This is a genomic window from Citrobacter sp. L55 (assembly GCF_002850715.1).
In the GTDB taxonomy this organism is placed as follows: Bacteria; Pseudomonadota; Gammaproteobacteria; order Enterobacterales; family Enterobacteriaceae; genus Citrobacter; species Citrobacter braakii.
In genome coordinates this window covers 43,048-69,414 of record NZ_KZ559416.1, presented here as the reverse complement: position 1 = coordinate 69,414, position 26,367 = coordinate 43,048, and the positions used below count along the sequence as shown (strand labels likewise).

The 26,367-nt window shown below is 53.7% G+C and carries 26 protein-coding genes; 5 read left to right on the top strand and 21 right to left on the bottom strand.

Annotated features, from left to right (window positions below):
- The 7 genes from tatB to udp all read right to left on the bottom strand — a co-directional run bounded on the left by tatB (position 1) and on the right by udp (position 6,323).
- On the bottom strand, positions 1 to 549 hold the full coding sequence (gene tatB, locus B9P82_RS23965; protein WP_016155141.1) for a Sec-independent protein translocase protein TatB: 549 nt from the start codon (positions 547 to 549) through the stop codon (positions 1 to 3).
- Between the two features lie 3 nt (positions 550 to 552).
- The gene (gene tatA / locus B9P82_RS23960) at positions 553 to 807 is read right to left on the bottom strand and encodes a Sec-independent protein translocase subunit TatA (RefSeq protein ID WP_101701057.1); all 255 of its coding nucleotides are present in this window, start codon (positions 805 to 807) and stop codon (positions 553 to 555) included.
- A 78-nt stretch (positions 808 to 885) separates the two neighbouring features.
- The gene (ubiB, locus tag B9P82_RS23955; protein WP_016155140.1) at positions 886 to 2,526 is read right to left on the bottom strand and encodes a ubiquinone biosynthesis regulatory protein kinase UbiB; all 1,641 of its coding nucleotides are present in this window, start codon (positions 2,524 to 2,526) and stop codon (positions 886 to 888) included.
- Positions 2,523 to 3,128, bottom strand: coding sequence for a ubiquinone biosynthesis protein UbiJ (gene ubiJ / locus B9P82_RS23950; protein WP_016155139.1), 606 nt, complete (start codon positions 3,126 to 3,128; stop codon positions 2,523 to 2,525). Before ubiJ ends, ubiB begins: the two co-directional genes overlap by 4 nt.
- A gap of 13 nt (positions 3,129 to 3,141) precedes the next feature.
- On the bottom strand, positions 3,142 to 3,897 hold the full coding sequence (gene ubiE, locus B9P82_RS23945; protein WP_003017897.1) for a bifunctional demethylmenaquinone methyltransferase/2-methoxy-6-polyprenyl-1,4-benzoquinol methylase UbiE: 756 nt from the start codon (positions 3,895 to 3,897) through the stop codon (positions 3,142 to 3,144).
- Between the two features lie 93 nt (positions 3,898 to 3,990).
- Positions 3,991 to 5,421, bottom strand: coding sequence for a DNA recombination protein RmuC (rmuC, locus tag B9P82_RS23940; protein ID WP_101701056.1), 1,431 nt, complete (start codon positions 5,419 to 5,421; stop codon positions 3,991 to 3,993).
- A 140-nt stretch (positions 5,422 to 5,561) separates the two neighbouring features.
- Positions 5,562 to 6,323: a uridine phosphorylase gene (gene udp, locus B9P82_RS23935; protein ID WP_006686084.1), complete on the bottom strand. Its 762-nt coding sequence runs from the start codon at positions 6,321 to 6,323 to the stop codon at positions 5,562 to 5,564.
- 265 nt (positions 6,324 to 6,588) lie between these two features.
- Here udp and B9P82_RS23930 point away from each other — a divergent pair, with 265 nt between their 5' ends.
- On the top strand, positions 6,589 to 7,395 hold the full coding sequence (locus B9P82_RS23930; protein WP_016155137.1) for a dienelactone hydrolase family protein: 807 nt from the start codon (positions 6,589 to 6,591) through the stop codon (positions 7,393 to 7,395).
- Between the two features lie 102 nt (positions 7,396 to 7,497).
- Here B9P82_RS23930 and metE read toward each other — a convergent pair whose 3' ends face one another.
- Entirely contained in the window at positions 7,498 to 9,759 is a 2,262-nt protein-coding gene (gene metE / locus B9P82_RS23925) for a 5-methyltetrahydropteroyltriglutamate--homocysteine S-methyltransferase (RefSeq protein WP_101701055.1), read from the bottom strand.
- Positions 9,760 to 9,993: 234 nt separating this feature from the next.
- On the opposite strand from metE, the gene metR reads away from it, so the two are divergent.
- Complete coding sequence (gene metR / locus B9P82_RS23920; protein ID WP_003017908.1) at positions 9,994 to 10,947, top strand: HTH-type transcriptional regulator MetR; 954 nt, start codon at positions 9,994 to 9,996, stop codon at positions 10,945 to 10,947.
- On the opposite strand, the gene B9P82_RS23915 is transcribed toward metR, so the two are convergent.
- The 3 genes from B9P82_RS23915 to pldB form a co-directional block, all read right to left on the bottom strand.
- Positions 10,835 to 11,734 carry a carboxylate/amino acid/amine transporter gene (locus B9P82_RS23915; protein ID WP_016157852.1) on the bottom strand — a complete coding sequence of 300 codons (900 nt, stop codon included), beginning with the start codon at positions 11,732 to 11,734 and terminating at the stop codon, positions 10,835 to 10,837. The genes metR and B9P82_RS23915 overlap by 113 nt on opposite strands.
- An 80-nt stretch (positions 11,735 to 11,814) precedes the next feature.
- Positions 11,815 to 12,615, bottom strand: a complete 801-nt coding sequence (gene yigL / locus B9P82_RS23910) for a sugar/pyridoxal phosphate phosphatase YigL (RefSeq protein WP_008787091.1) — start codon at positions 12,613 to 12,615, stop codon at positions 11,815 to 11,817.
- A gap of 15 nt (positions 12,616 to 12,630) precedes the next feature.
- Positions 12,631 to 13,647 (bottom strand): lysophospholipase L2, encoded by a 1,017-nt coding sequence (gene pldB, locus B9P82_RS23905; protein ID WP_003017911.1) that lies wholly within the window; start codon positions 13,645 to 13,647, stop codon positions 12,631 to 12,633.
- Between the two features lie 110 nt (positions 13,648 to 13,757).
- Between pldB and rhtB the strand changes: the two genes are divergently transcribed.
- Positions 13,758 to 14,378 (top strand): homoserine/homoserine lactone efflux protein, encoded by a 621-nt coding sequence (gene rhtB / locus B9P82_RS23900; RefSeq protein WP_003828938.1) that lies wholly within the window; start codon positions 13,758 to 13,760, stop codon positions 14,376 to 14,378.
- A gap of 44 nt (positions 14,379 to 14,422) precedes the next feature.
- On the opposite strand, the gene rhtC is transcribed toward rhtB, so the two are convergent.
- The 3 genes from rhtC to pldA form a co-directional block, all read right to left on the bottom strand.
- Positions 14,423 to 15,043, bottom strand: coding sequence for a threonine export protein RhtC (rhtC, locus tag B9P82_RS23895; RefSeq protein WP_016155134.1), 621 nt, complete (start codon positions 15,041 to 15,043; stop codon positions 14,423 to 14,425).
- Between the two features lie 64 nt (positions 15,044 to 15,107).
- Positions 15,108 to 16,937, bottom strand: coding sequence for an ATP-dependent DNA helicase RecQ (gene recQ / locus B9P82_RS23890; RefSeq protein WP_019078429.1), 1,830 nt, complete (start codon positions 16,935 to 16,937; stop codon positions 15,108 to 15,110).
- An 88-nt stretch (positions 16,938 to 17,025) separates the two neighbouring features.
- Positions 17,026 to 17,895, bottom strand: coding sequence for a phospholipase A (gene pldA / locus B9P82_RS23885; RefSeq protein ID WP_016157849.1), 870 nt, complete (start codon positions 17,893 to 17,895; stop codon positions 17,026 to 17,028).
- Between the two features lie 165 nt (positions 17,896 to 18,060).
- On the opposite strand from pldA, the gene yigI reads away from it, so the two are divergent.
- Together yigI and rarD are read left to right on the top strand one after the other, a co-directional pair.
- The gene (gene yigI / locus B9P82_RS23880) at positions 18,061 to 18,528 is read left to right on the top strand and encodes an acyl-CoA thioesterase YigI (protein ID WP_003017917.1); all 468 of its coding nucleotides are present in this window, start codon (positions 18,061 to 18,063) and stop codon (positions 18,526 to 18,528) included.
- 51 nt (positions 18,529 to 18,579) lie between these two features.
- A complete protein-coding gene (gene rarD, locus B9P82_RS23875) occupies positions 18,580 to 19,473 on the top strand; it encodes an EamA family transporter RarD (protein ID WP_016155131.1) in 894 nt (297 codons plus the stop codon).
- Positions 19,474 to 19,514: 41 nt separating this feature from the next.
- Here rarD and corA read toward each other — a convergent pair whose 3' ends face one another.
- From corA to dapF, 7 genes are all read right to left on the bottom strand, one after another.
- Positions 19,515 to 20,465 carry a magnesium/cobalt transporter CorA gene (gene corA / locus B9P82_RS23870; RefSeq protein ID WP_003017920.1) on the bottom strand — a complete coding sequence of 317 codons (951 nt, stop codon included), beginning with the start codon at positions 20,463 to 20,465 and terminating at the stop codon, positions 19,515 to 19,517.
- 154 nt (positions 20,466 to 20,619) lie between these two features.
- On the bottom strand, positions 20,620 to 20,676 hold the full coding sequence (ysgD, locus tag B9P82_RS29105) for a YsgD/CorL family protein (protein ID WP_212723238.1): 57 nt from the start codon (positions 20,674 to 20,676) through the stop codon (positions 20,620 to 20,622).
- Between the two features lie 265 nt (positions 20,677 to 20,941).
- On the bottom strand, positions 20,942 to 23,104 hold the full coding sequence (uvrD, locus tag B9P82_RS23865) for a DNA helicase II (protein WP_016155130.1): 2,163 nt from the start codon (positions 23,102 to 23,104) through the stop codon (positions 20,942 to 20,944).
- Between the two features lie 88 nt (positions 23,105 to 23,192).
- Positions 23,193 to 23,909, bottom strand: coding sequence for a 5-amino-6-(5-phospho-D-ribitylamino)uracil phosphatase YigB (gene yigB / locus B9P82_RS23860; protein ID WP_016155129.1), 717 nt, complete (start codon positions 23,907 to 23,909; stop codon positions 23,193 to 23,195).
- On the bottom strand, positions 23,909 to 24,811 hold the full coding sequence (gene xerC / locus B9P82_RS23855) for a tyrosine recombinase XerC (RefSeq protein WP_049040600.1): 903 nt from the start codon (positions 24,809 to 24,811) through the stop codon (positions 23,909 to 23,911). Before xerC ends, yigB begins: the two co-directional genes overlap by 1 nt.
- Positions 24,808 to 25,515, bottom strand: coding sequence for a DUF484 domain-containing protein (locus B9P82_RS23850; RefSeq protein ID WP_047358746.1), 708 nt, complete (start codon positions 25,513 to 25,515; stop codon positions 24,808 to 24,810). Before B9P82_RS23850 ends, xerC begins: the two co-directional genes overlap by 4 nt.
- Entirely contained in the window at positions 25,512 to 26,336 is an 825-nt protein-coding gene (gene dapF, locus B9P82_RS23845) for a diaminopimelate epimerase (RefSeq protein ID WP_016155126.1), read from the bottom strand. The genes B9P82_RS23850 and dapF overlap by 4 nt, the downstream gene beginning before the upstream one ends.
- Positions 26,337 to 26,367: the final 31 nt, after the last annotated feature.

Below are 26,367 nucleotides of genomic sequence, written 5' to 3'. Positions count from 1 at the left end.
TTACGGTTTATCACTCGACGAGGGGGAGGATTCGGCAACAGGTGCGACAGCTTTCTTTTCTGCATCCATTAACGTAGCGGAAGTGTTTTCCGTTGGCTCTGGCGTTTTAGCACCCGTGGATTCCGGTTTTTGCTCCGGCGAACTGGCCTGGTTTTCAGCGGCAGCAGGGGTGACCCCTTCTCGCTGCGCTTCAGCTTCTTTCACCACCGGATTATGGATAGTGTGCGCTTCATCGCTCTCTTTCTCAGGATCGTGCACACTGTAAGAACGCTTCATCGACTCTGCCGCTTCACGCAGCTCATCCATTGAGGCTTTCAACTCCGGGGTCAGATTTGTCAGGCTCGCTTTCTCTACTTTCTTCAGGCTGTCCTGAAACTCCTGAAGCTTAAGCTCCTGGGTCAGTTCATTCTGAACAGTAGTTGCCAGGGAACGCAAAGCACGAACCCAGCCAGCAACCGTTTTTACCGCTACAGGTAAACGTTGCGGCCCCAGGACGATGAGGCCGATCACGAACACCAATAACAGTTCGCTAAAACCGATATCAAACACGGATTATACCTGCTCTTTATCTTGGCTTTTGGCGTCTTCTTTTTTCACTTCGCCCTGCTTATCGGTAATGGATTTAGCAGTAAAATCAGCGTCCTGGCTGTTTTTATCTTGCTTTGGCTCATCATCACCCATTGCTTTTTTGAAGCCTTTAATCGACGCGCCAAGATCGGAACCGATGGAGCCGAGTTTCTTGGTGCCAAATAGCAGTACAACGATGACGGCAATGATCAACAACTGCCAAATACTGATACCACCCATACATGTTCCTCTGTCATAGATGATGAATTAATAAGGCCGTAGTATACGTTACACGACCTGCCTAGGGCGATGAAAAATTCAGCGCATTTTGCGCCAGCCGATCAACCAGGCTAAGACGCCGCCGGCCATTAACCAGCCCGGCATAAGCCCCCACTCAGGACGGCTTACCAGCAGGAATGTTCCACTGAGCAACAATGTTGCACCAATGCCCAATAAATAACGGGATTGTCCCTGACGTACATGATTCGCGTGAAGCTCGCGGGCAATCTTATCAACACTGTGCTGTAAATATTTGCCCTGGCGCAAACTGTCATACACCAGTTCAGGTATTTCTGGCATTTTTTCGACCCAGAACGGTGCTTTTTCTTTAAATGCCCTAACAAGCGCCGGAATACCGACCTGATCTTTGATCCAGGATTCGAGGAAAGGCTTGGCCGTTTTCCACAAATCTAACTGCGGGTAGAGCTGACGTCCGACACCTTCAACGTACAGCAGCGTCTTCTGTAGCAATACCAGTTGAGGCTGAACTTCCATATTGAATCGGCGCGCTGTGTTGAACAGATTTAACAGCACATGACCAAAGGAAATCTCCGCCAGCGGTTTTTCGAAAATCGGCTCGCACACAGTACGAATGGCAAATTCAAACTCTTCTACGTTGGTATCCGGCGGAACCCAGCCAGAATCCACATGCAGTTCAGCAACTTTGCGGTAGTCGCGGTTAAAAAACGCGATGAAGTTTTCAGCCAGATAACGCTTATCTTCTTTGTTTAAAGAACCCACAATCCCACAATCAATACCAATGTATTTCGGGTTTTCGGGATGCTCATAACTCACGAAAATGTTCCCAGGGTGCATATCCGCATGGAAAAAGCTGTCGCGGAATACCTGAGTAAAGAAGACCTGAACACCGCGTTCAGCCAGCAGCTTCATATTGGTGCCGTTCTTCTCAAGCGAGGTGACATCTGAAACGGGAATACCGTAAATGCGCTCCATCACCATCATGTTCTGACTGCAATAGTCAGAGTACACTTCCGGGATGTACAGCATTGGGCTGTCTTCAAAATTACGTCGCAGCTGAATCGCGTTCGCCGACTCGCGCAGCAGATTCAGCTCATCAATCAACGTTTTTTCATATTCACGGACCACTTCTGTTGGTCGCAGGCGGCGGCCGTCTGGCATCAGGCGAGGTACCCAGCGAGCAAGGCGGTAGATCAGTTTCAAATCCGCTTTAATTACCGGCAGTATGTCCGGGCGGATAACTTTGATCACCACCTCTTTCCCATTCGATTTCAGTCGCGCGGTGTGAACCTGAGCAATAGACGCAGATGCCAGCGGCGTGATCTCAAAATCATCAAACCATTCCTCGACGGGCAGCCCACCCATCGCCTCTTCGATTTGTTCTTTCGCTCTTTGCCCATCGAATGGGGCTACCCGATCCTGCAATAGCGCTAGCTGATCGGCGATGTGTGGCGGGAAAAGATCACGACGGGTAGAGAGCATTTGCCCGAACTTGATCCACACCGGGCCGAGCTCCTGTAAAGCCAGTCTCAGCCGTTCTCCCAGCGGTTTGTCTTTATGTCGGTTGGGCATCCAGAACAGCGTGTAACGCCACAGCCGGAGCGGCAGCGTGATACGCATTTTGGGGATGAGTTCATCAAGACCGTAGCTTAAAAAAGTGCGAATGATGAAATAAAGGCGCCGTACTTCACCTGGCGTCATTTGGCCTCCAGTTTTTCCAGCCGTTTGGCCAGAGATTCGACCGCACGCTCAACGGCTGCCGTTTCTTCTGCAAACCATGCAACCTCAAGCGGACCTGGAGCCATACGCCACTCTTCGGTGATCGCTTCGGCAACATAGCGCTGCTGGCGTTGAATGTTGTGGCACAGGAACTTCGCTCCACCACGCAAAACTTTGCTGACCCCTTCCGCGACGATATCGCCGGTATAAGGTGCTAACAGTTCTGCGGGATCAAACTCCGCCAGATCGGCCAACGCGACAAAATTCTGTACCACCTGGATATCGCCCTGAACCTCCAGCTCACCACTGCGGATAAGCGTGGTGAGTTGCTGCCGGTCGCGTAATTTCGGTAACACGCTGGCATGTGTGATTACGGTGCAATCGGCTTCGCCTTCCCATGCCCCCAGCACATCGACCTGGCGCTCACTAAACACCAGCACTAACGGTGTTGAAAATCCTTTTAGCTCAACACGCAGCACTTTGCCCTGTAAACGCGTTCTGGCTGACTTGAGCGCAGGAGAACGATACAGAAAGGTGTTAAGCAAATTTTCAACGCCGGCGGTCACTAAGGGTTTTAAAGGCATCCCCAATCTCCTGTCAGAACTTGTAACCACGATGCAGCGCAACGACACCTGCCGTCAGGTTGTAGTAATCAACGCTTTCGAACCCGGCATCTTGCATCATTGCTTTTAAGGTGTCCTGATCGGGATGCATGCGGATGGACTCCGCCAAATAGCGATAACTGTCTGCATCGCTTGCCACCATAGAACCAATGCGCGGCAAAACGTGGAAAGAGTATGCGTCGTAGGCTTTACTCAGCGGTTCGATAATCGGCTTGGAGAACTCCAGCACCAGTAGACGTCCGCCCGGCTTCAACACGCGATACATAGATCGTAATGCTTTATCTTTATCCGTTACGTTGCGCAGACCGAAAGAGATGGTGATGCAGTCAAACGTGTTGTCTGGGAAAGGTAATGCTTCCGCATTCGCCTGAACGTACTCAACGTTACCCACGACGCCGATATTACGCAGCTTTTCGCGACCCATTTTGAGCATTGAGTCGTTGATATCCGCCAGCACAACTTTGCCAGTTTCGCCTACCATGCGAGAGAATTTCGCCGTCAGATCGCCCGTACCGCCCGCTAAATCGAGAACGGTTTGCCCGCGACGCACGCCACTGCAGTCAATGGTGAAGCGCTTCCACAAACGATGAATGCCAAATGACATTAAGTCATTCATAACGTCATATTTAGACGCCACAGAATGAAAAACGTGGGCCACCATGTCAGCTTTCTGCTCTTTAGCGACGGTCTGAAAGCCAAAGTGCGTCGTTTCTTGTGAATTATCCACCACTCAGTGCCTGCTCATCCAAAAAATGTTCAAGAAGTGTAACAGATTGGGCCAATTTGCCCTACCCTTCTGCCCGGTTCAACTACCCCAAACGGACTAGTTTGATTGCTGGTTTACCGCTTCATCATCAGGGTAAGCTTCATCCTGCTGCGTCTCAGGGACCGAACGCAAGCGGTACTCTTCATCCTGCGTAGTGGCTTCTTCAGCCAGTTCAGGATTAATCTCGCGCTTAATTTCCACGCCTAAACTGCGAAACGCTTCTGCCTGTGACAGGACGTTTCCACGGCCTGAAGAGAGTTTTTTCATCGCCTGTCGGTAGTTATCCTGAGCTTTATCCAGGCTTTGGCCAATTGCCGACATATCATCCACAAACAACCGCATCTTGTCATAAAGTTTGCTGGCCCGATCGGCAATCTGTTGCGCATTACGACTCTGATGCTCGTAGCGCCACAAGTTGGCAATCGTGCGCAATGCCACCAACAACGTGGTAGGGCTAACCAGCATAATGTTATTTTTAAGGGCTTCGGTAATCAGTTCAGGCTGTCTATCGAGCGCCAGTAAAAAAGCAGGCTCAACGGGGATAAACATCAGCACATAGTCAAGTGTGCGCAGCCCAGGAAGCTGCTGATAGTCTTTGCGCCCCAGCAGACGGATATGGTTTCGTACCGAGGCGATGTGCTCCTGCAACGCGCTCTCGCGGGTGTATTCATCTTCAGAATTAAAATAGCGTTCATAGGCGACCAGCGTCATTTTCGCGTCGATCACCACATCTTTGCCCTGCGGTAACCGGACGATGACATCTGGCTGCATCCGCGAACGGGCGTCGTTCTCAATGCTGACCTGGGTTTCGTATTCATAGCCTTCGCGCAGACCGGAAGCCTCAAGCACCCGCGTGAGTACGACCTCGCCCCAGTTGCCCTGCGTTTTGTTATCGCCTTTTAATGCCCGCGTCAGGTTTACCGCTTCCTGCGCCATCTGCGCGTTCAGTTGCTGCAGATTACGAATTTCGTGCGCCAGAGTATGGCGTTCTTGCGCCTCTTTACCAAAGCTATCCTGTACCTGGCGTCGAAAACCGTCCAGTTGTTCGCGAAGCGGTGTAAGCAGACTGTTCAGGCTTTGGCGATTTTGCTCGTCTACACGACGGTTGCTGTGCTCGAAAATACGGTTCGCCAGATTTTCAAACTGTTCGCTCAGACGCTGTTCGCTGTTGATCATCTGGCGGATTTTATCTTCCGCATGCTGCTGCGTCGCTTCCAGTCGGGTAGTGACTTCTCGAAGATCGGCTTCCAGAGAGGTGTTGATGCTGTGCAGGCTGCGCAATTCGTTATTGAGTAGTTCGCACTCATCGCGCCAGTGGGCTTCCTGTGAGAGCTGCTGGCGGGCGGCGCTTAGCGCAATATCCAGTTCGCGTCGTTCTTCGATGAGGTCAGCACGGATCCGATCGGCGTGCGCTTTTGTTGCCAGCCATCCCACCAGCAGCCCTGCGGCTAACGCCAGCACGGCACTCATCATAATTGAAATATCCACAACGCCCCCTTACAGCAACGACTTACCCGCACAAAATAGAATTGTGCTGTATAAACATCCAGTTTAAAAGGAATTTCCTGCGAGGCACTACGCAAAATAAAAAGGCCGAACGCGTCGGCCTTTTTGAATAGACGGGAGAATTACAGTAAACGACGCGCAGCTTCCACCACGATTTTCACCGCGTGGCTTTCTGTTTGTTTCATCGTTTCCGCATTAGGGATCTCTTGCTGAGTACGGTTCACAATAACACCCGCGACCATACCGGCACGCAGACCCTGGCTTGCGCACATGGTGAGCAGCGTAGCAGATTCCATTTCGTAGTTCATGACGCCCATAGACTGCCACTCTTCCATTGAGCCTTTGAAACGGCTCACTACGCGACCAGAGAAGGTGTCATAACGCTCCTGGCCCGGATAGAAGGTATCAGAAGACGCGGTAACGCCTACGTGGGTGGTGGCGCCGATAGATTTCGCCGCTTCCACCAGCGCGGTGGTGCACTCGAAGTCCGCGACGGCCGGGAATTCCATTGGCGCGAAGTGCAGGCTTGCACCGTCCAGACGGACAGATGCTGTGGTGACCAGTACATCACCTACGTTGATATGTGGCTGGATGGCGCCAGTCGTACCGATACGCAGGAAGGTACGAATGCCCAGCTGTGCCAGTTCTTCTACGGCAATAGAGGTTGACGGACCGCCGATACCGGTAGAGCAAACGATCACGGCTTTACCATCCAGCTCAGCACGCCAGGTAGTGAACTCGCGATGAGATGCCAGCTTAACCGGCTTATCCATCAGCGCGGCGATCTTTTCCACACGCTCCGGGTCGCCAGGGACGATAGCGAGCTGAGCCCCTTGTAAATCGTTCTTAGTGAGGCCGAGATGAAAAACATCAGACTTAGACATAAAAACTCCTCTGTGAATCGGTTTTGTCAGAAGAAGCAAAAACACACTTTACCGAAGGCATGAACATATTTTCGTGACAGTCATCACTATGATGTAAATCAATTGCATTCCATTACCATAAAATAGTGACTTGAATCACATAAATGATGCGATGTAAGGAAGCCCTGCACAAAAGATAGACCGTTTAAGGCAATGTGGTTCGTTGCATGTGTCTATAGTTAACAATGCGCTTTTTGGCTGAATATTTAAGGGTACGGAGAATACCATGACAACACGACAATCTGGCTTTGCACCTGCTGTATCTCCACCGACGTCTACCACGGTTCACACTCCGGATAACGCCATTATCGCCGGTGTAACGTCCATACCTTCACAAGGCGATGATATGCCAGCGTATCACGCACGACCAAAACAGTCCGATGGCCCGCTGCCTGTGGTCATTGTCGTGCAGGAGATTTTTGGCATTCATGAACACATTCGTGACGTTTGCCGCCGTCTGGCTCTGGAAGGGTATCTGGCTATCGCACCAGAGCTCTATTTTCGTGAAGGCGATCCCAATGACTTTGCCGATATCCCTACGTTGCTCAGCAGCCTTGTCGCCAAAGTGCCTGACTCTCAGGTATTGGCCGATCTGGATCACGTCGCCAGTTGGGCTTCTCGTAACGGAGGAGATGCCCACCAGTTGATGATCACCGGATTTTGCTGGGGTGGACGCATCACCTGGCTGTATGCAGCTCATAATCCGCAGTTAAAAGCAGCGGTAGCGTGGTATGGCAAACTGGTGGGCGATAAAACCCTCAACTCGCCGAAACATCCTGTTGATATCGCGACCGATCTTAACGCCCCCGTTCTGGGACTTTATGGCGGCCAGGACACCAGTATTCCGCAAGATACCGTTGAAACAATGCGTCAGGCGCTACGCGCCGCCAATGCAAAAGCGGAAATCGTGGTCTATCCCGATGCCGGACATGCGTTTAACGCCGATTATCGTCCGAGCTATCACGAAGAATCCGCGAAAGATGGCTGGCTGAGAATGCTGGAGTGGTTCACACAATACGGCGGGAAGAAATAAACGTTAATTGCCCGGCGGCGACTACACCTTACCGGGCCTACAACTCTTGCTATTTCCTGTAAGCCGGGTAAGCGCTTGCGCTTCCCGGCCACCGGCTCTGAATTACGCCTGACGCAGGTTCTGCGCAGCTTTAACCATGTTTGCCAGCGCGGCGCGGGTTTCCGGCCAACCGCGCGTTTTCAGGCCGCAGTCCGGGTTCACCCACAGACGCTCGGCCGGAATACGCTGCTCGGCTTTCTTCAGCAGGGCTTCAATCCACTCCACGCTCGGGACGTTCGGCGAGTGAATATCGTATACGCCCGGCCCGATTTCGTTCGGATAGTCGAACTCTTCAAACGATTCCAGCAGCTCCATATCAGAGCGTGAAGTCTCAATGGTGATCACGTCCGCGTCCAGCGCCGCAATGGAGTCCATGATGTCGTTGAACTCGCAGTAACACATGTGGGTGTGGATCTGGGTTTCATCCTTCGCCACCGCCGCGTTAATGCGGAAGGCTTCCACGCCCCACTCCAGATACGCCGCCCAGTCGCTGCGGCGCAGTGGCAGACCTTCGCGCAGTGCCGGTTCGTCAATCTGGATGATGCCAATACCCGCCGCTTCCAGATCCGCTACCTCATCACGCAGCGCCAGCGCAATCTGCTTAGCGATGGTTTCACGCGTCACGTCTTCACGCGGGAATGACCAGCTGAGAATGGTCACCGGACCGGTCAACATGCCTTTTACCGGTTTGTCGGTCAGCGACTGGGCATACTTCGCCCACTCCACGGTGATCGCTTCCGGGCGGCTGACATCGCCAATAACCACCGGTGGTTTCACGCAGCGAGAGCCGTAGCTCTGCACCCAACCATTCTGGGTAAAGACGAATCCGTCCAGGTGCTCGCCAAAATATTCCACCATGTCGTTACGTTCGGCTTCACCGTGCACCAGCACGTCGAGCCCCAGACGTTCCTGTTCAACAATCGCCTGTTTGATATGTTCCGCGATACCGGTGCGGTAGTTACCGGCATCCAGATTGCCCTTTTTGAAGTCCAGACGCAGGCCGCGAATTTCCGTGGTTTGCGGGAATGAACCGATAGTGGTAGTCGGCCATGCCGGCAGATTAAAGCGGGCACGCTGCGCTTCGGCGCGAACCGGGTAAGCGTTGGCACGTTGGCTGTCCTGGGCGGTGATCGCCGCCAGACGTTTTTCCACTGCGGCGTTGTGTACGCGGGTAGAGTGACGACGAGCCTGGATCGGTGCGCTCCACGCCACAATTGCCGCCGTATCACCGCTGTTCAACGCATCACGCAGCAGCGCCAGCTCGCCACATTTTTGTAGGGCGAAGGCAAACCAGCTCTTCACTTCTGCATCAAGGCGGGTTTCCACGCTGAGATCGATTGGGCTGTGCAGCAAGGAGCAGGAAGAAGCTACCCACAGGTCACGTTTCCCGACGATATCTTTAATTTGCGCGTATTTTTCGCTGAGATCGGCACGCCAGACGTTGCGACCGTTCACCAGCCCCGCTGACAGCAACCAGTCGGCAGGCAGACGTTTGTGCAGCTCGGCCACATCATCTTTACCGTGCACGAAGTCAACGTGCAGCCCCTGCACCGGCAGCGCGGTAATGGTATCCAGGTTTGGCGTTACGCCTTCGAAGTAGGTGGTCAGCAGCAGCTTCACCTGACCCGTCAGCGCGTCATACGCCGGTTTGAAGGCGTTCAGCCAAACCTGAGGCAGCTCCAGCACCAGAGCCGGTTCATCAATCTGCACCCACTCAATACCACGTTTCGCCAGCTCAGCCAGCACCTGCTGGTAAACCGGCAGAATATCGTTCAACAGGCTCAGGCGGTCAAACTGTTCGCCCTTCACTTTCCCCAGCCACAGGTAAGTTACCGGTCCCAGCAGCACAGGTTTCACCTTGTGACCGAGCGCCAACGCTTCATCCACTTCATCCAACAGTTGGGTCCAGGTCAGTTTGAACTGCTGACCTTTGGTGAACTCTGGCACCATGTAGTGATAGTTGGTGTTAAACCATTTGGTCATTTCTGCCGCCGCCGCGGGCTCCCCGGTTGGTGCGCGGCCACGGCCAATGCGGAATAAGGTATCGATATCGACCGAGCCGTCTTTATTTTGATGACGAGCCGGAACGTTGCCGAGCAGCAGGCTGGTGGTCAGCACGTGATCGTACCAGGCAAAATCGCCCACTGGCAGCAGGTCAACGCCCGCCTGCTTCTGCTGATCCCAGTGACGGGCACGCAGCTCGCGGCCAACGGTTAGCAAATCTTCACGGGAAGAATTTCCCGCCCAGTAGCTTTCTTGCGCTTTTTTCAGCTCGCGACGCAGGCCAACGCGAGGGAAACCGAGGGTGTGATTAAGTATTGTCATTTTTCTTCCTCTAATTATATGTAAATCCTATTTATTTTTAATTTAGGGAAGGTGGCAAGTTTATTCATCCCAGGAGCTTACTGAAGTAAGTGACCGGGGTGGAAAAACACAGCCAACGCACCATAAATTTAAAAGACGGAGGATTTTAGCCATCCAGATGTTTACACATCCATAATTGACAGTTACTGTATATTCCTCAAGCGCAATTTGTTCATGCCGAAGTGAAGGACTTTCATGATCGAGATTAAACACCTGAAAACGCTCCAGGCGTTGCGGAATAGTGGTTCGCTGGCGGCCGCAGCGGCGACGTTGCATCAGACCCAATCCGCCCTCTCTCACCAGTTCAGCGATCTGGAACAGCGCCTTGGCTTTCGACTTTTTATCCGTAAAAGCCAGCCTCTGCGCTTTACGCCGCAAGGCGAAATTTTGCTGCAGTTAGCAAATCAGGTGTTGCCGCAAATTGGTCGTGCGCTGCAGGCCTGCAACGAACCGCAGCAAACCCGGCTGCGGATCGCTATTGAATGCCATAGCTGTATTCAATGGCTGACGCCCGCGCTGGAGAATTTTCGTGCCAACTGGCCGCAGGTGGAGATGGACTTTAAATCCGGCGTGACGTTCGATCCGCAACCAGCGCTACAGCAGGATGAGCTGGATCTGGTGCTGACATCCGACATTCTGCCGCGTAGCGGACTGCACTACTCGCCGATGTTCGATTTTGAAGTCCGCCTGGTACTGGCGCCGGACCATCCGCTGGCCAGCAAGACGCAGATCACGCCGGAGGATTTAGCCAGTGAGACGCTGCTTATTTACCCGGTGCAACGGAGTCGACTGGATGTCTGGCGGCATTTCTTGCAGCCTGCGGGCGTTAGTCCGTCGCTGAAGAGCGTGGATAACACCCTGCTGCTGATTCAGATGGTTGCAGCCAGAATGGGTATTGCAGCTTTACCGCACTGGGTGGTGGAGAGTTTTGAACGCCAGGGCCTGGTGGTGACCAAAACCCTGGGTGATGGATTGTGGAGCCGGCTGTACGCCGCCGTGCGCGATGGCGAGCAGCGACAGCCGGTCACGGAAGCGTTTATTCGCTCAGCGCGGAATCACGCCTGCGATCACCTGCCGTTTGTACGGAGTGCGGAACGACCCACTTTCGATGTACCCACAGTGAAGCCACTATCACAGCCGCACCAATGATGAAGCTTGGCCAGTGAGGCTGTTGATGCCAGATAGCCAGGTTAACCAGCAGCCCGGCCGGCACATGCATATTGTTCATGATGCCCAGCGTCCCCGCATCCACCTGGGTTGCGCCGTAGTTCCACATAAAGTAACCAATGCCGGACGCTGCCACGCCAAGAAAGACCAGAATTCCCCACTGTAGCGTGGTTGCAGGCATTTTCTGCGCATTCCCCAGCATGAACCAGGCCACGACCGCCACCATAAAGGCCCCCATGTAAAACCAGGCAAAGGCGTTGTGCTGCGGCATTGGCCGCGTTTCCATCAGACGCTTGTAGCCCACCATGCCAATAGCAAAGCTGATATTGGACAACTGCACCAGCAGCAGGCCGGTCCAGAAGTGGCTGGTCACCTGATCGTAACGAATGATCCCCGCACCAATCACCGCCAGCAACGCACTGAAGGCGTAGCTCCAGCGCAGACGACGTCCGCTCATCAGGTCATAAATCAGCGTAATGTAGAGCGGCGTCAGCACGGTAAAGAGCAGCAGTTCTGAAACCGTCAGGTACAGATAGGCGTGAAAACTCAGCATATACATAATGCCAAGCTGCATGGCGCCCACCAGCATATACAGCGCGATGGTTTTTACGCTATGCCCACGGGTACGTAAAAACGGCAGGAACACCAGCGCCGCCAGCCCAACGCGCACCAGCACCGCAAAATAGCTATCGACATGACCGGCAAGGTACTCGCCAAACAGGCTAAAGGAAAAGGCCCACAGAATTGTGGTAATGATGAGTAACGCCACAATGGATGTCTCTTAACAAAAGGTACGCCCATTGTAGCGAAGTTTTAAGTTGACATCTGGTCAACTAACGAACAAAAACATTACTGCAAAAACAGCTCACGCAGATAATGCGGCACGGCATCGTCGGCATTAAGACCAATGACTTCCAGTTCCGGATGCAGATCCTTCAGGCGCTGGTGAGCGTTGCCCATAATGCAGCCTTTGCCCGCCATGGAGAGCATTTCCGCATCGTTCATTCCGTCGCCAAAAGCGATGCAATCTTTCAGGCTGTAGCCCATCGCTTTCGCTACCGCTTCAAGCGCATGACCTTTCGATACGCCGCCAGCCATGACTTCCAGGCAGGTAAGCGTAGAGAAACTGACGTTGACGCGGTCGCCCCAGCGGGCGTTAATCGCCTGCTCCAGCGGCAGCAGCCTTTCGTGAGAATCGGTGGTGAAAAACACCTTACTCACGCCTTCCGGCTCCAGTAACGCAGGTTCAAACAGTGAATAGTTAAACACTGCTTCTTTGAAGAAGCGCATTTCGTCCGGGCGATGGCGGTTCATAAACCACTCATCATCACGATAAACGTTGGTCACGATGTCCGGGTTTGCATTCACTACGCCAAACAGGTCGCTGGCAATGTCGCGATCCAGGTTATGCGAAAACACCAGATTTCCGTCAGAATCATGCACCCGCGCACCGTTGGACGTGATCATGTAGGTTTTAATGCCGAGGTTATCGCGAATTTGCCCCACATCAACATGATGACGGCCAGTCGCAAACACGAAGTTAACGCCACGAGCGGTCAATAACTTCAGCGTCTCTTTGGCATAAGGGGACAGAGTATGGTCGGGAGAAAGCAGCGTACCGTCTAAATCAGACGCAACAACCTGATACATAAGAAAATTCAACCTCTAGGCAAAGCGGGTTCCGCTGGATGAGTTATGCTTGTCGAAAAATTCGACAATAGCGTTAAGCGCGACTGAGCGCATTGCGTCCTTTTCAAAAAGGATCTCATGGTACGCGCCTTTGATGACCAGCGGCTGCCCCCCTTCTACGGGATGGCCCGCTGCGGCGCGGAGTTCACAAAAACGATCGTGCATGCGGTTATCTACCACACGCTCTTCTTCGGCCTGAATCAGCAGCGTCGGCGTCGCGTCGTCTCCTGCTCCAGCCAGAACCTGTTCGCCTGCCAGAATACCTTCACGTACCCAGTGGTAGGTGGGGCCGCCAACGCGCAGCCGTGGCTCATCCGCATAGAAGCGTAGATTGCGCCGATAGCGCTGTCGACTATGGGTTAACGCATTCATACCGAATGGCAGCGCCCGCCAGCGCCCGGTCCCCATCGCATAACCTTCGCGGATCCGCGGATGCCCTTCAGCCCAGTCCAGAATGTGGCGTACCATCCAGTCGGGAAAGCGCATCACAATACCAAACATCGGCGCGCAAAGCGCGATGGCATCACACTGATTCGGGTGGCGCTGCAAGAATAACGTGGCTATCGCACCGCCCATTGAATGCGCCAGTATATAGCGCTTTCTCCACGGACCGGGTAGCACTTCCTGCTGCCAGAAGGCGGTTAAATCGTCGACATAGTCATTAAAGTTATCGACATGACCGCGATGCGGGTCCGAAAGCATACGCCCGGAACGCCCCTGTCCACGGTGATCGATAATGAGGACGTCAAAACCAGAATGAAACAGGTCATACGCCAGTTCAGCGTATTTCACGTAGCTTTCAATGCGTCCAGGACAGACGACGATGACGCGATCGTTTTTTTCTGCGTGAAAACGCACAAAATGGACGGGGATATCATCCACGCCCGTAAATTCCGCTTCTTCCCGCTGACGCCAGAAATCTGTCAGTGGCCCCATGGAAAAAGCAGCAAACGCGTTTTCTCTTGTTTCCCAGTCTTTTTGCTGCTGAAACATCGGGTATCCAGCCTCGCTGACCAAGTAAAATCGTTTTTTTCGCCGTCGCTGACACAACCTAACGGCAGTAGCGTATTGTGGCATAAAAATAGACAATCCGGGAGTTTCTCATGACCTTTGAATGGTGGTTCGCCTACCTGTTGACCTCTATTATTTTGAGCTTGTCTCCAGGCTCTGGCGCAATCAACACCATGACCACCGCCATCAGTCACGGTTATCGCGGCGCCAGCGCGTCGATTGCTGGTTTGCAGACAGGACTTGGCATTCATATCGTTCTGGTTGGCGTAGGACTGGGAACGCTATTTTCACGTTCGGTTATCGCATTTGAGGTGCTGAAATGGGCGGGGGCGGCCTATCTGATTTGGCTGGGTATTCAGCAATGGCGGGCGGCGGGTGCTATCGATCTGAACACCATGGCGAATACGCAATCGCGCAGCCGCCTGTTTAAACGCGCTGTCTTTGTTAATCTGACCAACCCCAAGAGCATTGTTTTCCTTGCCGCCCTGTTCCCGCAGTTTATCCTGCCGCAGGAACCGCAGTTAATGCAGTATGTGGTGCTTGGCGTCACGACCATCGTGGTCGATATCATTGTGATGATCGGTTACGCGACGCTGGCCACGCGCATTGCTGGCTGGATTAAAGGGCCAAAGCAAATGAAAGCGTTAAACAAAGTGTTTGGCTCGCTGTTTATGCTGATAGGCGCCTTGTTAGCCTCGGCACGGCATGCCTGATGAAGGCGCCGGAGGCGCTTGCGCTTATCCGGCCCGGAAGGAACTTAACGCGAAATAATCAGGTGGATACCGAAGCCCGCAAACAGCGCACCGGCAAAACCATCAATCCACTTCGCCAGACGCTGATAGCCACGACGCATTTTCGGCAGTGCAAACAGGCTGGCGACTACGGTAAACCACGCCAACGTTTCCACGATGATCAGGGCAAAGATCCCCCAGCGTGCGCCCGTTCCCACGTTATCGCCAACGAACAATGAGAACACGGAGCCAAAATAGATAATGGCTTTAGGGTTCGCCAGGTTGGTCAGCAGCCCCTTCAAAAAGCTGCGTCCGCTCTGCGCCAGCTCAACTTGCGGAGTGGGAGTCGCAACATCCTGTTTTTTAAACGCGCCGCGTAGCATCTGATAACCCATCCAGCACAGATACAGCCCCCCGCCCACCATAATAATGGTGTGCAGCCAGGCCATTTTTTCGATAATCAGATGTAGGCCGAGCAGCGCTACGCCAGCCCAGACCATGACGCCACAGGTAATACCCAGCACGCCCATCATAGCTTCTTTGCGCGAACGGCTAACCGCTGTTTGAGAAACAAAGAAAAAGTCGGGACCAGGGCTCATCAGCGCAACGATATGCACCAACGCAACGGTGAAAAATAGCGTTAACATAAAAATGACTCGCGGGGGAAATAGTTCAGTGAGTCACCATCCTGGCACTTTTTTGCCTGGCTGACTACTCTTCGTCGTCACCATCAACGTGCGCGCGAATAAGCGCCATAAACTCTTTGCCAAAACGCTCAAGTTTACGCATCCCCACGCCATTAACGCTCAGCATTTCGCTCGGTGAAACTGGCATCTGCTCAGCCATTTCAATCAGCGTGGCGTCGTTGAACACCACATACGGCGGGATATTTTCTTCATCAGCAATGGCTTTACGCAGCTTCCGCAATTTGGCGAACAGTTTGCGATCGTAATTGCCACCGAAGGATTTCTGCATCGCTCGCGGTTTCAGCGCCACAATACGCGGTACCGCAAGCTGTAGCGCAACATCACCACGCAGTACCGGACGCGCGGCTTCGGTTAGCTGTAACGCGGAGTGATGAGCAATATTCTGCGTCACCAGCCCAAGATGAATAAGCTGGCGGATAACGCTTACCCAATGTTCGTGGCTTTGCTCACGACCAATGCCATAGACAGGCAGCTTGTCATGGGCCAGCTCGCGAATTCGCTGGTTATTCGCTCCGCGCAAAACCTCCACGACATAACCCATACCAAAGCGTTGATTAACACGGTAGATAGTCGACAGCGCTTTGCGCGCATCCATGAGTCCGTCGTACTGTTTTGGCGGGTCGAGACAGATGTCGCAGTTACCACACGGCTCCTGACGCCCCTCGCCAAAATAGTTCAACAGCACCAGACGACGACAGGTTTGCGCCTCGGCAAACGCCCCCATCGCATTGAGCTTATGCCGTTCGATATCCAGCAGTTGCCCGGCGGGTTTCTCTTCGAGGCAACGGCGCAGCCATGCCATATCAGCCGGATCGTAAAACAGCATTGCTTCCGCAGGCAGGCCGTCACGCCCGGCGCGGCCGGTTTCCTGATAATAGGACTCGATGTTGCGCGGAATATCGAAATGCACCACGAAGCGTACGTTGGGTTTGTTGATTCCCATGCCAAACGCCACGGTCGCTACGACGATTTGCAGGTCATCACGCTGGAATTTCTCCTGCACTTCTGCACGTACAGCGTTTTCCAGCCCGGCATGATAAGCCCCGGCGCTAATGCCTCGGCTTTGCAGACGCGCGGCGGTATCTTCTACTTTAGCGCGACTGTTACAGTAGATAATACCGGACTTACCGCGCTGCTCTTGCACGTAGCGCATCAGTTGATCGAGCGGCTTAAACTTCTCCATCAACATGTAGCGAATATTCGGGCGATCAAAGCTGCTGATCTGAATTAACGGGTCGTTGAGCCCCAGCAGACGCACAATATCCAGCCGGGTTGTCTCGTCCGCGGTCGCGGTCAGCGCGACAAACGGCAGAGTTGGGAAACGCTGACGCAACTGCCCCAGCGCGGCGTATTCCGGGCGGAAATCATGCCCCCACTGCGAAATACAGTGCGCTTCATCAACCGCCAGCAGCACCGGGTTCCAGTGCGCCAGATTTTCAAGGAAGTTATCCAGCATCAGGCGTTCGGGCGCAATGTACAGTAAGCGAATCTGCCCGCTACGACAGCCTGCCATCACCTCAAGCTGCTGCTCACGACTTTGGGTGGAGTTCAGACACGCGGCCGCCACGCCGTTGGCAAGCAGTTGATCGACCTGATCTTTCATCAGAGAAATCAGCGGAGAAACAACAACGGTGAGGCCGTTAAGCAATAATGCGGGAATTTGATAGCACAGGGATTTTCCGCCACCGGTCGGCATAACGACCAGGCAGTCGCGACCAGCGATCACGGTATCAATGATTTCTTCCTGACCAGGGCGAAACTGTTGGTAGCCAAAGGTTTCCTGCAAAACCTGTTTAGCGCCCATTTCCAGATTCAACACTTCCGCCTGCGCCACATTAACCCCATTAGCCTGAAATAAAAACAGGCGCTATTTTCAGCGCCTGAGAGAGAAACTGCAATGATTAAAATACTCTCAATACCTGTCAGAAGATATCGTTAAGCATTACACCCACGCCAACACGGGTCTGATTGAAGTTGTAGTCAATCAGTGATTCGCCGTAGCCGCTGTAGACCTGGGTATAAAGACGCACATGCTTCGTAATGGGATAACTAGCCCCCAGCTCTGCGCCGCCGTAGCCGGTATTCCAGTTGTACTGGCCTTTCACACTGATCACCGCGTCACCCAGGTGATAACCCATTTTCAACTGATAGTAGCCCATATATTTGGTGATATCAGGGTTATCGTCAGTGCTGCCGATAACGTACCACGGCTTAACTTCCACCAGCCAGTTACCGTTTTCAGCCATCAGCCGGGTGTAAAGGCGGTTCCAGCTACGTGAGGTGGGGTCGGATCGACCATTGGAGTCATGGTTATAGCCCATTTCGACATCGCGGAGCGTCCAACCGGCAAAGCGATAGTCGGTGGCGAAACCGAGGAACAATTGCGGTTCATAGTTGGTTTCGCGAAACGGTGCAGACTCTTCACTGTTCGAAAGCTGCCACCAGGACTTCTGGGTATAGGAACCGCCGAGTACCGAGTTCGGGCCTAATATTCCTCGCCAGAGCGGAAACGCCAGGCTTAGCTGAAACTTAACCTCATCTTTGCGCGCATTTTCGGACCAGCTATAGCTGCTGATCGCCTCTTTATTCATGTCGCTGGTATTGGTGTAGATGAGATAGTTGGTCTCATAAGGATAAAGCGTGAAAGGGTTGTCATGCTCCTGCAGCATGTTGGCGATAATACTGCCGCGAACCGCCGGTGCATCATGAATCTCTTTCACTGTCGCTTCCTGCGCATACGCGGTCAACGGCAGCATGACTGCTGGTAGTAACCATCCCAGAATCGCCCGCATCGGTAATGTTCTCCTGAACCAAAATATTGATGAATTGTATAATTATCTGGCAAGTATTCTACATACTTAGCGAGCTCCTCGTTAGTTATCCCGTCCTAAAGTAGAAAACAACAAATAATAAGCATAATATCAACATTTCATTAACCATTGAGATGTAGGGATCGTATGTCTGCCGTACTTACTGCTGAGGAAGCGCTGAAGTTAGTGGGTGAAATGTTTGTCTATCATATGCCCTTTAACCGGGCGCTGGGTCTGGAGCTTGAACGCTATGAGAAAGAATTTGCTCAATTAGCCTTTAATAATCAACCGATGATGGTCGGCAACTGGGCGCAAAGCATTCTGCATGGCGGCGTGATCGCGTCGGCGCTGGACGTTGCCGCCGGGCTGGTGTGCGTTGGCAGTACGCTGACCCGCCATGAGACGATCAGCGAGGACGAACTGCGTCAGCGAATGTCACGTATGGGGACAATCGATTTGCGCGTTGATTACCTGCGCCCGGGGAGAGGAAATCGCTTTACCGCCACCAGTAGCCTGCTGCGGGCGGGGAATAAAGTCGCCGTTGCGCGCGTGGAACTGCATAACGAAGAACAGCTTTATATTGCCAGCGCAACCGCCACTTATATGGTGGGGTAAGTGCTCAAAAAAAGGTAAACTGCTGTTACATTTCTGAAATGAGTTTTCCCGATGGATGCTAAACAAACGCGGCAGGGCGTGTTACTCGCTCTTGCTGCTTATTTTATTTGGGGTATCGCTCCTGCCTACTTCAAGCTGATTTACTATGTCCCGGCGGATGAGATCCTGACGCATCGCGTCATCTGGTCATTTTTCTTTATGGTGGTACTGATGAGCATCAGCCGCCAGTGGTCGGGCATCAAAACGCTGCTACAAACGCCAAAGAAGATCTTCCTGCTGGCGCTCTCTGCAGTGCTCATCGGTGGAAACTGGCTGCTGTTCATTTGGGCGGTCAATAATCATCATATGCTGGAAGCCAGCCTGGGCTATTTTATTAACCCACTGGTGAATATTGTGCTGGGAATGCTTTTCCTCGGCGAGCGCTTTCGTCGCATGCAGTGGCTGGCGGTACTGTTAGCCGCCTGCGGCGTACTGGTACAGCTGTGGACCTTCGGATCGCTGCCAATCATCGCGTTGGGCCTGGCGTTCAGCTTTGCTTTCTATGGTCTGGTACGCAAGAAGATTGCCGTCGAAGCACAAACCGGCATGCTGATCGAAACCCTGTGGCTTTTACCTGTTGCGGCTATCTATCTGTTTGGCATCGCGGACAGCCCAACCAGCCATATGGGGCAAAACCCCATGTCGCTCAATCTGCTGCTGATTGCTGCAGGTGTCGTGACCACCATTCCGCTGCTGTGCTTTACCGGCGCAGCGACCCGCCTGCGTCTGTCCACGCTGGGTTTCTTCCAGTATATCGGACCCACGCTAATGTTCCTGCTGGCCGTCACTTTCTACGGTGAAGTTCCGGGAGCGGATAAAATGGTCACGTTTGCGTTTATCTGGGTGGCGCTGGCAGTTTTCGTGATGGATGCGATTTATACGCAACGACGGGTACGTCGGAGCTGAAGAAGTGCCGGATAAGGCGTAACCGCCATCCGGCACAGCCATTACAGCCAGTTCTTGCGCTTAAAGTACAGATACGGTGCCAGACCCGCGAGCATCATAAAGACAATCGCCCCTGGGTAACCGAAGCTCCAGTGCAGTTCCGGCATGAACTCAAAGTTCATCCCGTAGCTGGAAGCCACCAGCGTCGGCGGCAGGAACACCACAGAGACCACCGAGAAGATCTTGATGATGCGGTTCTGCTCGATATTGATAAAGCCCATCGCCGCCTGCATCAGGAAGTTAACTTTCTGGAACAGTGATTCGTTGTGCGGCAGCAGGGATTCGATATCGCGCAGAATCTCGCGCGCCTGTTCCAGCTGACTCCCCGGCAAACGCGCTTTACGCACCAGGAAGTTCAGTGCGCGCTGGGTATCCATCAGACACAGGCGGACCTTCCAGCCAATATCTTCCAGTTCCGCCAGCGTCGAAAGCGCTTCGTCATATTCATCACCCTGACGCCCTTCCATGATCACACGGCTGAGTTTTTCCAGGTCGCTGTAGATATTTTCGATCTCATCCGCCAACTGTTCAATTTTAGTTTCGAACAGGTCGAGCAGCAGCTCGTAAGCGTTGCCATCCACCATCGCCTGATTACGCGCACGCATGCGGTACAGGCGAAATGCCGGCAGCTCGCGCTCGCGCAGAGTAAACAGGCGACCTTCGCGAATGGTAAATGCGACGGTTGAGTTACCCGCGTGATCGTCGGCATCTTCATAGAAGAAGAAGGAGTGAATGTGCAGACCGTCTTCGTCTTCAAAAAAACGCGCAGATGCTTCGATGTCTTCCAGTTCAGGGCGCGTAGCCAGATTCTGGCCCAAGTCCTTTTGCACACGGTTTCGTTCTTCGTCATCCGGCTCGACTAAATCGACCCAAACCGAACTGGCCAGGTGCTCGATTTCGTCTGCCTCAAGGCGAGTTAAACGATTGTTTTCCAGTTGAAATGCGCTCAGCATGACCGGGACTCCCAATGCAAAAAATTATCGGACAGTTCGGAGGGCACACAGAAACAAATTGGGTTTCAGACCATTAAACAGCCTGACTCAGCGCGACGGGAAAAAACAGAAGGTCGCTGACAACCGCGAAGGCTATCAGCAAAAAGGGATAGCCTTAGGAGTTGATCCTGGATGACAGGATAATGAGCCAGTATCTACTGGGTGTGTCCAAGGCGAATGTCCTCTTAGCGTAATCGTGCGCGCATGTTACGCCAGCAAAATTTTGACGTCAACACGCAACAGATGGCGAAAAAGTAATAATTTCCCCTTATACAAAAAGGTTAGCAGAGGGGAATTATTTATCTATGATTTCAGAATATTAACCGACAGATAGCGGGATGGCGGCTTCGCCTCGTCCGGCCTGGAAATCAAAATGTTACCCGGTCTGTAGGCCGGATAAGACGCGCCAGCGTCGCCATCCGGCAAAGCCAAACCGATCAAACCGTTTCCAGTCTGGCGTAGGCTGCCACCAGCCATTTGATCCCTTGCCCCTGGAACGCGACCTGCAAACGACTGTGCTCACCGCTTCCTTCCAGATTGACGATGGTGCCCTCACCAAACTTAGCGTGGCGCACGCGCTGGCCGAGCTTGTAGCCGGTATCATTTTCCGCCATTGGCGTGCCCATCCGCTGATGGCTCACCGGTCGGCTAACCGTGGCGCGCAGGCGAACCTCTTCAACGCACGCTTCCGGCAGTTCGCCGATAAAGCGCGACGGACGGTGGTAAACCTCTTTGCCGTACAGACGACGCGTTTCGGCGTAGGTCAGCGTCAGCTTTTGCATCGCGCGGGTCACGCCTACGTAAGCCAGGCGGCGCTCTTCTTCGAGGCGCCCACCTTCGTCCAGCGACATCTGGCTGGGGAACATGCCTTCTTCCATACCCACGATAAATACCTGGGGGAACTCCAGACCTTTCGCCGAGTGCAGCGTCATCAGTTGTACCGCATCCTGCCAGGTATCCGCCTGCCCTTCGCCTGCTTCCAGCGCGGCGTGAGACAGGAACGCCTGTAGCGGCATTAAGTCTTCGTCTTCTTCGTTGTAGCTGAACTGGCGCGTTGCCGTCACCAGTTCGTCTAAGTTTTCGATACGCGTCTGACCCTTCTCGCCTTTTTCCTGCTCGTACATCATGCGCAGGCCGGAGTCTTTAATCACCCGGTCAGTCTGCACGTGCAGCGGCATATCGGCGGTCTCCTGCGCCAGCGCATCGATCAGCTCCATAAAACGCTGTAAGGCGCTGGCGGCGCGACCCGCGAGGGCTTTTTCCTGCAACAGCTCACGACAGGCCTGCCACAACGTAAGCTGGCGGTCACGGGAGGTCTGACGCACGACATCTAATGTACGATCGCCAATCCCGCGGGTTGGCGTATTCACCACGCGTTCAAATGCGGCGTCGTCATTACGGTTAGCGATCAGGCGCAGGTAGGAGAGCGCATCTTTGATTTCCTGGCGTTCAAAGAAGCGCATCCCACCATAGATACGGTACGGCATGCTGGCTTGTAACAACGCCTCTTCCAGCACGCGCGACTGGGCGTTGCTGCGATACAGAATGGCGCACTGTTCCAGCGCACCGCCATTGTCCTGCCAGGTTTTGATACGATTGACCACAAAACGCGCTTCATCGAGTTCGTTGAACGCGCAGTACAGTGAGATTGGTTCGCCGTCGATGCCATCGGTCCACAGCTTTTTACCCAAACGCCCGTTGTTGTTTTCAATCAGGGCGTTGGCCGCACTGAGGATGTTGTTGGTCGAGCGGTAGTTCTGCTCCAGGCGAATAGTTTCTGCGCCCGGGAAATCCGTGAGGAAACGCTGGATGTTTTCCACCTGCGCCCCGCGCCAGCCGTAGATCGACTGGTCATCATCGCCAACGATCATCACTTTGCCGGTATCGCCCGCCAGCAGGCGGATCCAGGCGTACTGAATGTTGTTGGTATCCTGGAATTCGTCCACCAGGATATTGGTAAAGCGTTCGCGGTAGTGCTGCAGGATATGCGGCTTGTTGAGCCACAGTTCATGGGCGCGCAGCAACAGCTCGGCAAAATCCACCAGCCCCGCGCGGTCACACGCTTCCTGATAGGCCTGATACACCTTTTGCCAGGTTTGCTCAACCGGGTTGCCATAGCTCTGCAGATGGTGCGGGCGCAGTCCTTCGTCTTTCTGGCTATTGATAAACCACATCGCCTGACGCGGCGGCCACTGCTTCTCATCAAGATTCATCGCCTTGATCAAACGCTTGAGCAAACGCAATTGGTCTTCGCTGTCGAGGATCTGGAAATCCTGCGGCAGGTTCGCATCCATATGGTGCGCGCGCAGCAGACGGTGCGCCAGACCGTGGAATGTACCCACCCACATACCGCCCTGGCTGGTTCCCATGATCTGGCCAATACGGTGGCGCATTTCCGCCGCTGCTTTGTTGGTAAAGGTCACCGCCATAATGGAGTATGGCGAGTTGTTCTCTACCGTCAGTAACCAGGCGATACGGTGCACCAGCACGCGAGTTTTACCACTCCCCGCGCCGGCCAAAACCAGCATGTTGCTGCGTGGCGCGGCCACCGCTTCACGCTGTTTATCATTAAGGCTGTCGAGCAGGTAAGAAACGTCCATTGGCACCGCCGCGTAAAAGTAGGTAAGGCGGATAAGCGTAGCGCCATCCGCCAAAAAGCTGGGTATATATACAGAGTTCTGCTGGTGATTATATCAGCGAGGTCAGAGATGCCAACTGTGAAATTTCGATATGCGGCAGCAAACGGCTGTCTGCGGTTTGCATCAGGTCGGCATTTTCTGGTTTGATCCAGCAGGCCTGCATACCGCAACGGATGGCCCCCGCCACGTCTGTCGTCAGGTCATCGCCCACATGCAGAATCTCAGCCACAGGCATTTTCAGTTTATCCGCCGCCAGCGCATACATGTCGCTGAACGGTTTTGATCGCCCGTCGGGACCGGCGCGCAGCACAAACTCAAAGTAATCGCCCAGGCCGAACAGTTCTGGCTGTGCGTTACCGTTGGTGATCGCCACCAGCGGCCATTTGCGGGCCAGCGCCTTCAGCGTGTCATGCGTCGCCTGCGGGACGTCAATGCGGCTACGCCATTTGGCGAAATTCATCATCGCCGCATTTGCCCCCATTCTGGCTTCTGCTTCTGACAATCCCGCCTCCAGCATAGCGCGCTCTACGGCGCGGTGACGCCATTGGGTAACGTCGTGGTAGATTTCCGGCTCGGCGTCGCGAACGGCCTGACGTAAGCGCTGTAGGTCGCTATTTTGCAGCGAATTCAGAGCCGGATGGTAATTCTGTACAAACGCGAGCGCTTCCTGCTCGGTGCGTGTGATAACGGGACGGTTATCGTAAAGGGTGTCATCAAGGTCAAAGGTGAGCGCAGAAATGCGCCCCAAAGGCCGGTAAAAACGCATTATTTCCCCCGTTTGGCGCGCGGATGCGCCGCATCGTACACTGAAGCCAAGTGTTGAAAATCAAGATGGGTATAGATTTGGGTAGTGGAGAGATTAGCATGACCCAATAACTCCTGTACCCCGCGCAGATCGCCGCTCGACTCCAGCATATGCGTCGCAAAAGAGTGGCGCAATTTGTGGGGATGTACGTGGCTGTTCAGCCCCTGTTTGATCCCCCATTCCGCAAAGCGTTTTTGTACATTACGCGCAGAAATGCGTTTGCCCAGTTTTGACAGGAATAACGCATCGTCATCGCAGCCAAATAGCCCCCGCAGGTCCAGCCAGTGCTCAATCCACGCCACTGCATTGCGGCCAATTGGCAGGCGACGTTCTTTACTGCCCTTCCCCATCACCCATACTTCGCCGGTGTCGAGATCGAGATGTTTAATATCCAGCCCAACCAGTTCAGACAAACGCAGCCCTGCGCCGTACATCACTTCTAACATTGCCCGATCGCGCACGGCGAGGGGATCGTTGAGGTCGATATCCAGCAGACGATTAACGTCGTCGACATCGATATTTTTAGGTAGATGACGCGGTGCTTTCGGCGCGGAAACACTTTTTGCGGGATTGGCTTTCAGCTCGCCCTGATTAACCAGCCAGTCAAAGAAACTGCGCAATGCGGAGAGACGCAGCGCCAGGCTCGCCGGCCCTAGCCCTTTACGACGGCTGCGCACGGCAAAACTGCGTACCATCGAAGCGTCACATTGTTGCCAGCTTTGCAGACCGGTCTCTCCGGCTAACGCAATGATGGCATCAAGCTGACGCTGATAATTCAGCAATGTGATCGGGCTAAGCTGGCGCTCAACGCCCAGATAGCGTAAAAAGCGCGCCACATCCTGAGAAAGGGGTGAATCGGTCATACGCGTTCAATCCAGCGCTCCAGCAGCTCCGGCAACATCAGCGAGATTTCCTGCAGTAATTGCGTACCTTGCCCCTGCTGGTAATGATTAACGTCGCGACTGCTGAACAGCATCACGCCCAGGGATCCATCTTGCCCCAACATCGACATCGCCACCGAGCCTATCGCTTTCGCCTCGGGCATCATGACCAGAAGTTCCGGGCCATTGAGCGGTCCAAGATAGTGTAGTGACTGGCCCAGACGCTGAATACGCAGCGGTTCAAAAGCCTGACGGCTTAATGCCAGATGAGTGAATTTTGATGGCGCACCAAGTCGCCAGCGATCCGGGAACAGACGAACCGTCGCCCCAGCCAGCCCTAACTCACGCGCCCAGCGATGAAATCGCATCAGCATGTCGTCAAGACTGCTGGCCGATACCAGCCGGGCTTGCAGATTTAACAGACGATAGAACAGGCTTTCATTGGCGTTGGCTTGTTCCATCAACAACGCCATATTCTCTTCCAGCACGTTAATATGATTACGTGCCCGCGCCATATGCCATTCCACTAAAGAAACCGTGCCCCGCACCGGGTGCGGAACACGCATCGCTTCAACTGCCTGGGCATTACGGATAAAAAACTCAGGATTACGTTGCAGGTAATCGACGACCGCCCGGTCGTCCAGCTCCATGAGCGTTTCCTGTAGTTCTTCCCCTGGTTGCTTCATAAGTGAATAAATCCGTCGTAGACATGTGCCGCCGGGCCAGTCATATACAGCGGATGACCCGGACCTTTCCAGGCGATATCAAGTCGACCGCCCGGTAATTCCACCCTCACTTCTTCTGCCAGCAGGCCCTGCTGGATACCAACCGCAACAGCGGCGCACGCACCGCTGCCGCAGGCCTGCGTTTCACCCGCGCCGCGCTCATAGACGCGCAGCCGGATATGCTCGCGCTTTACCACCTGCATAAATCCGATATTGGCGCGTTCAGGAAAGCGTTCGTGACTTTCCAGAACCGGCCCCAACGTTTCTACCGTGGCCGTATCAACATCATCAACCTGAATTACGCAGTGCGGGTTCCCCATTGAAACCACGCCGCACAATACTGTCTGTTCAGCCACGCGCATAATATAGGTCTTCTCTGCTTTGTTGGCGCGAAACGGAACCTGCGCGGGTTCAAAATTGGGTTCACCCATATTCACCCGTACCAGCTCGTCGTCGGTTACGGTTAATACCATACGACCATTAGCGGTACTGACGCGAATATCACGCTTATTGGTCAGCCCTTTCAGGCGAACAAAGCGGGCAAAACAGCGGGCGCCATTGCCACACTGTGACACTTCACTACCGTCAGCATTAAAAATACGGTAGTGGAAATCCAGCTCCGGATCATACGGAGGTTCAACCACCAGCAGTTGATCAAATCCAACGCCGAGATGCCTGTCGGACAAGCGGCGGATCAGCTCTGGTGAGAAAAAGACATTCTGCGTTACCGCGTCGACGACCATAAAATCGTTGCCAAGGCCATGCATTTTAGAGAATTGCATCATTCACTCCGTTCACGCGGGTACAGAAATA

Coding starts and splice junctions, on each gene's coding strand:
- rarD (WP_016155131.1), top strand. CDS start 18,580: ATGGATGCTAAACAAACGCGGCAGGGCGTGTTACTCGCTCTTGCTGCT.
- metR (WP_003017908.1), top strand. CDS start 9,994: ATGATCGAGATTAAACACCTGAAAACGCTCCAGGCGTTGCGGAATAGT.
- yigI (WP_003017917.1), top strand. CDS start 18,061: ATGTCTGCCGTACTTACTGCTGAGGAAGCGCTGAAGTTAGTGGGTGAA.
- pldB (WP_003017911.1), bottom strand. CDS start 13,647: ATGTTTCAGCAGCAAAAAGACTGGGAAACAAGAGAAAACGCGTTTGCT.
- uvrD (WP_016155130.1), bottom strand. CDS start 23,104: ATGGACGTTTCTTACCTGCTCGACAGCCTTAATGATAAACAGCGTGAA.
- B9P82_RS23930 (WP_016155137.1), top strand. CDS start 6,589: ATGACAACACGACAATCTGGCTTTGCACCTGCTGTATCTCCACCGACG.
- B9P82_RS23850 (WP_047358746.1), bottom strand. CDS start 25,515: ATGAAGCAACCAGGGGAAGAACTACAGGAAACGCTCATGGAGCTGGAC.
- xerC (WP_049040600.1), bottom strand. CDS start 24,811: ATGACCGATTCACCCCTTTCTCAGGATGTGGCGCGCTTTTTACGCTAT.
- dapF (WP_016155126.1), bottom strand. CDS start 26,336: ATGCAATTCTCTAAAATGCATGGCCTTGGCAACGATTTTATGGTCGTC.
- pldA (WP_016157849.1), bottom strand. CDS start 17,895: ATGCGGGCGATTCTGGGATGGTTACTACCAGCAGTCATGCTGCCGTTG.
- yigL (WP_008787091.1), bottom strand. CDS start 12,615: ATGTATCAGGTTGTTGCGTCTGATTTAGACGGTACGCTGCTTTCTCCC.
- ubiJ (WP_016155139.1), bottom strand. CDS start 3,128: ATGCCTTTAAAACCCTTAGTGACCGCCGGCGTTGAAAATTTGCTTAAC.
- tatA (WP_101701057.1), bottom strand. CDS start 807: ATGGGTGGTATCAGTATTTGGCAGTTGTTGATCATTGCCGTCATCGTT.
- corA (WP_003017920.1), bottom strand. CDS start 20,465: ATGCTGAGCGCATTTCAACTGGAAAACAATCGTTTAACTCGCCTTGAG.
- rhtB (WP_003828938.1), top strand. CDS start 13,758: ATGACCTTTGAATGGTGGTTCGCCTACCTGTTGACCTCTATTATTTTG.
- yigB (WP_016155129.1), bottom strand. CDS start 23,909: ATGCGTTTTTACCGGCCTTTGGGGCGCATTTCTGCGCTCACCTTTGAC.
- udp (WP_006686084.1), bottom strand. CDS start 6,323: ATGTCTAAGTCTGATGTTTTTCATCTCGGCCTCACTAAGAACGATTTA.
- rhtC (WP_016155134.1), bottom strand. CDS start 15,043: ATGTTAACGCTATTTTTCACCGTTGCGTTGGTGCATATCGTTGCGCTG.
- ubiB (WP_016155140.1), bottom strand. CDS start 2,526: ATGACGCCAGGTGAAGTACGGCGCCTTTATTTCATCATTCGCACTTTT.
- metE (WP_101701055.1), bottom strand. CDS start 9,759: ATGACAATACTTAATCACACCCTCGGTTTCCCTCGCGTTGGCCTGCGT.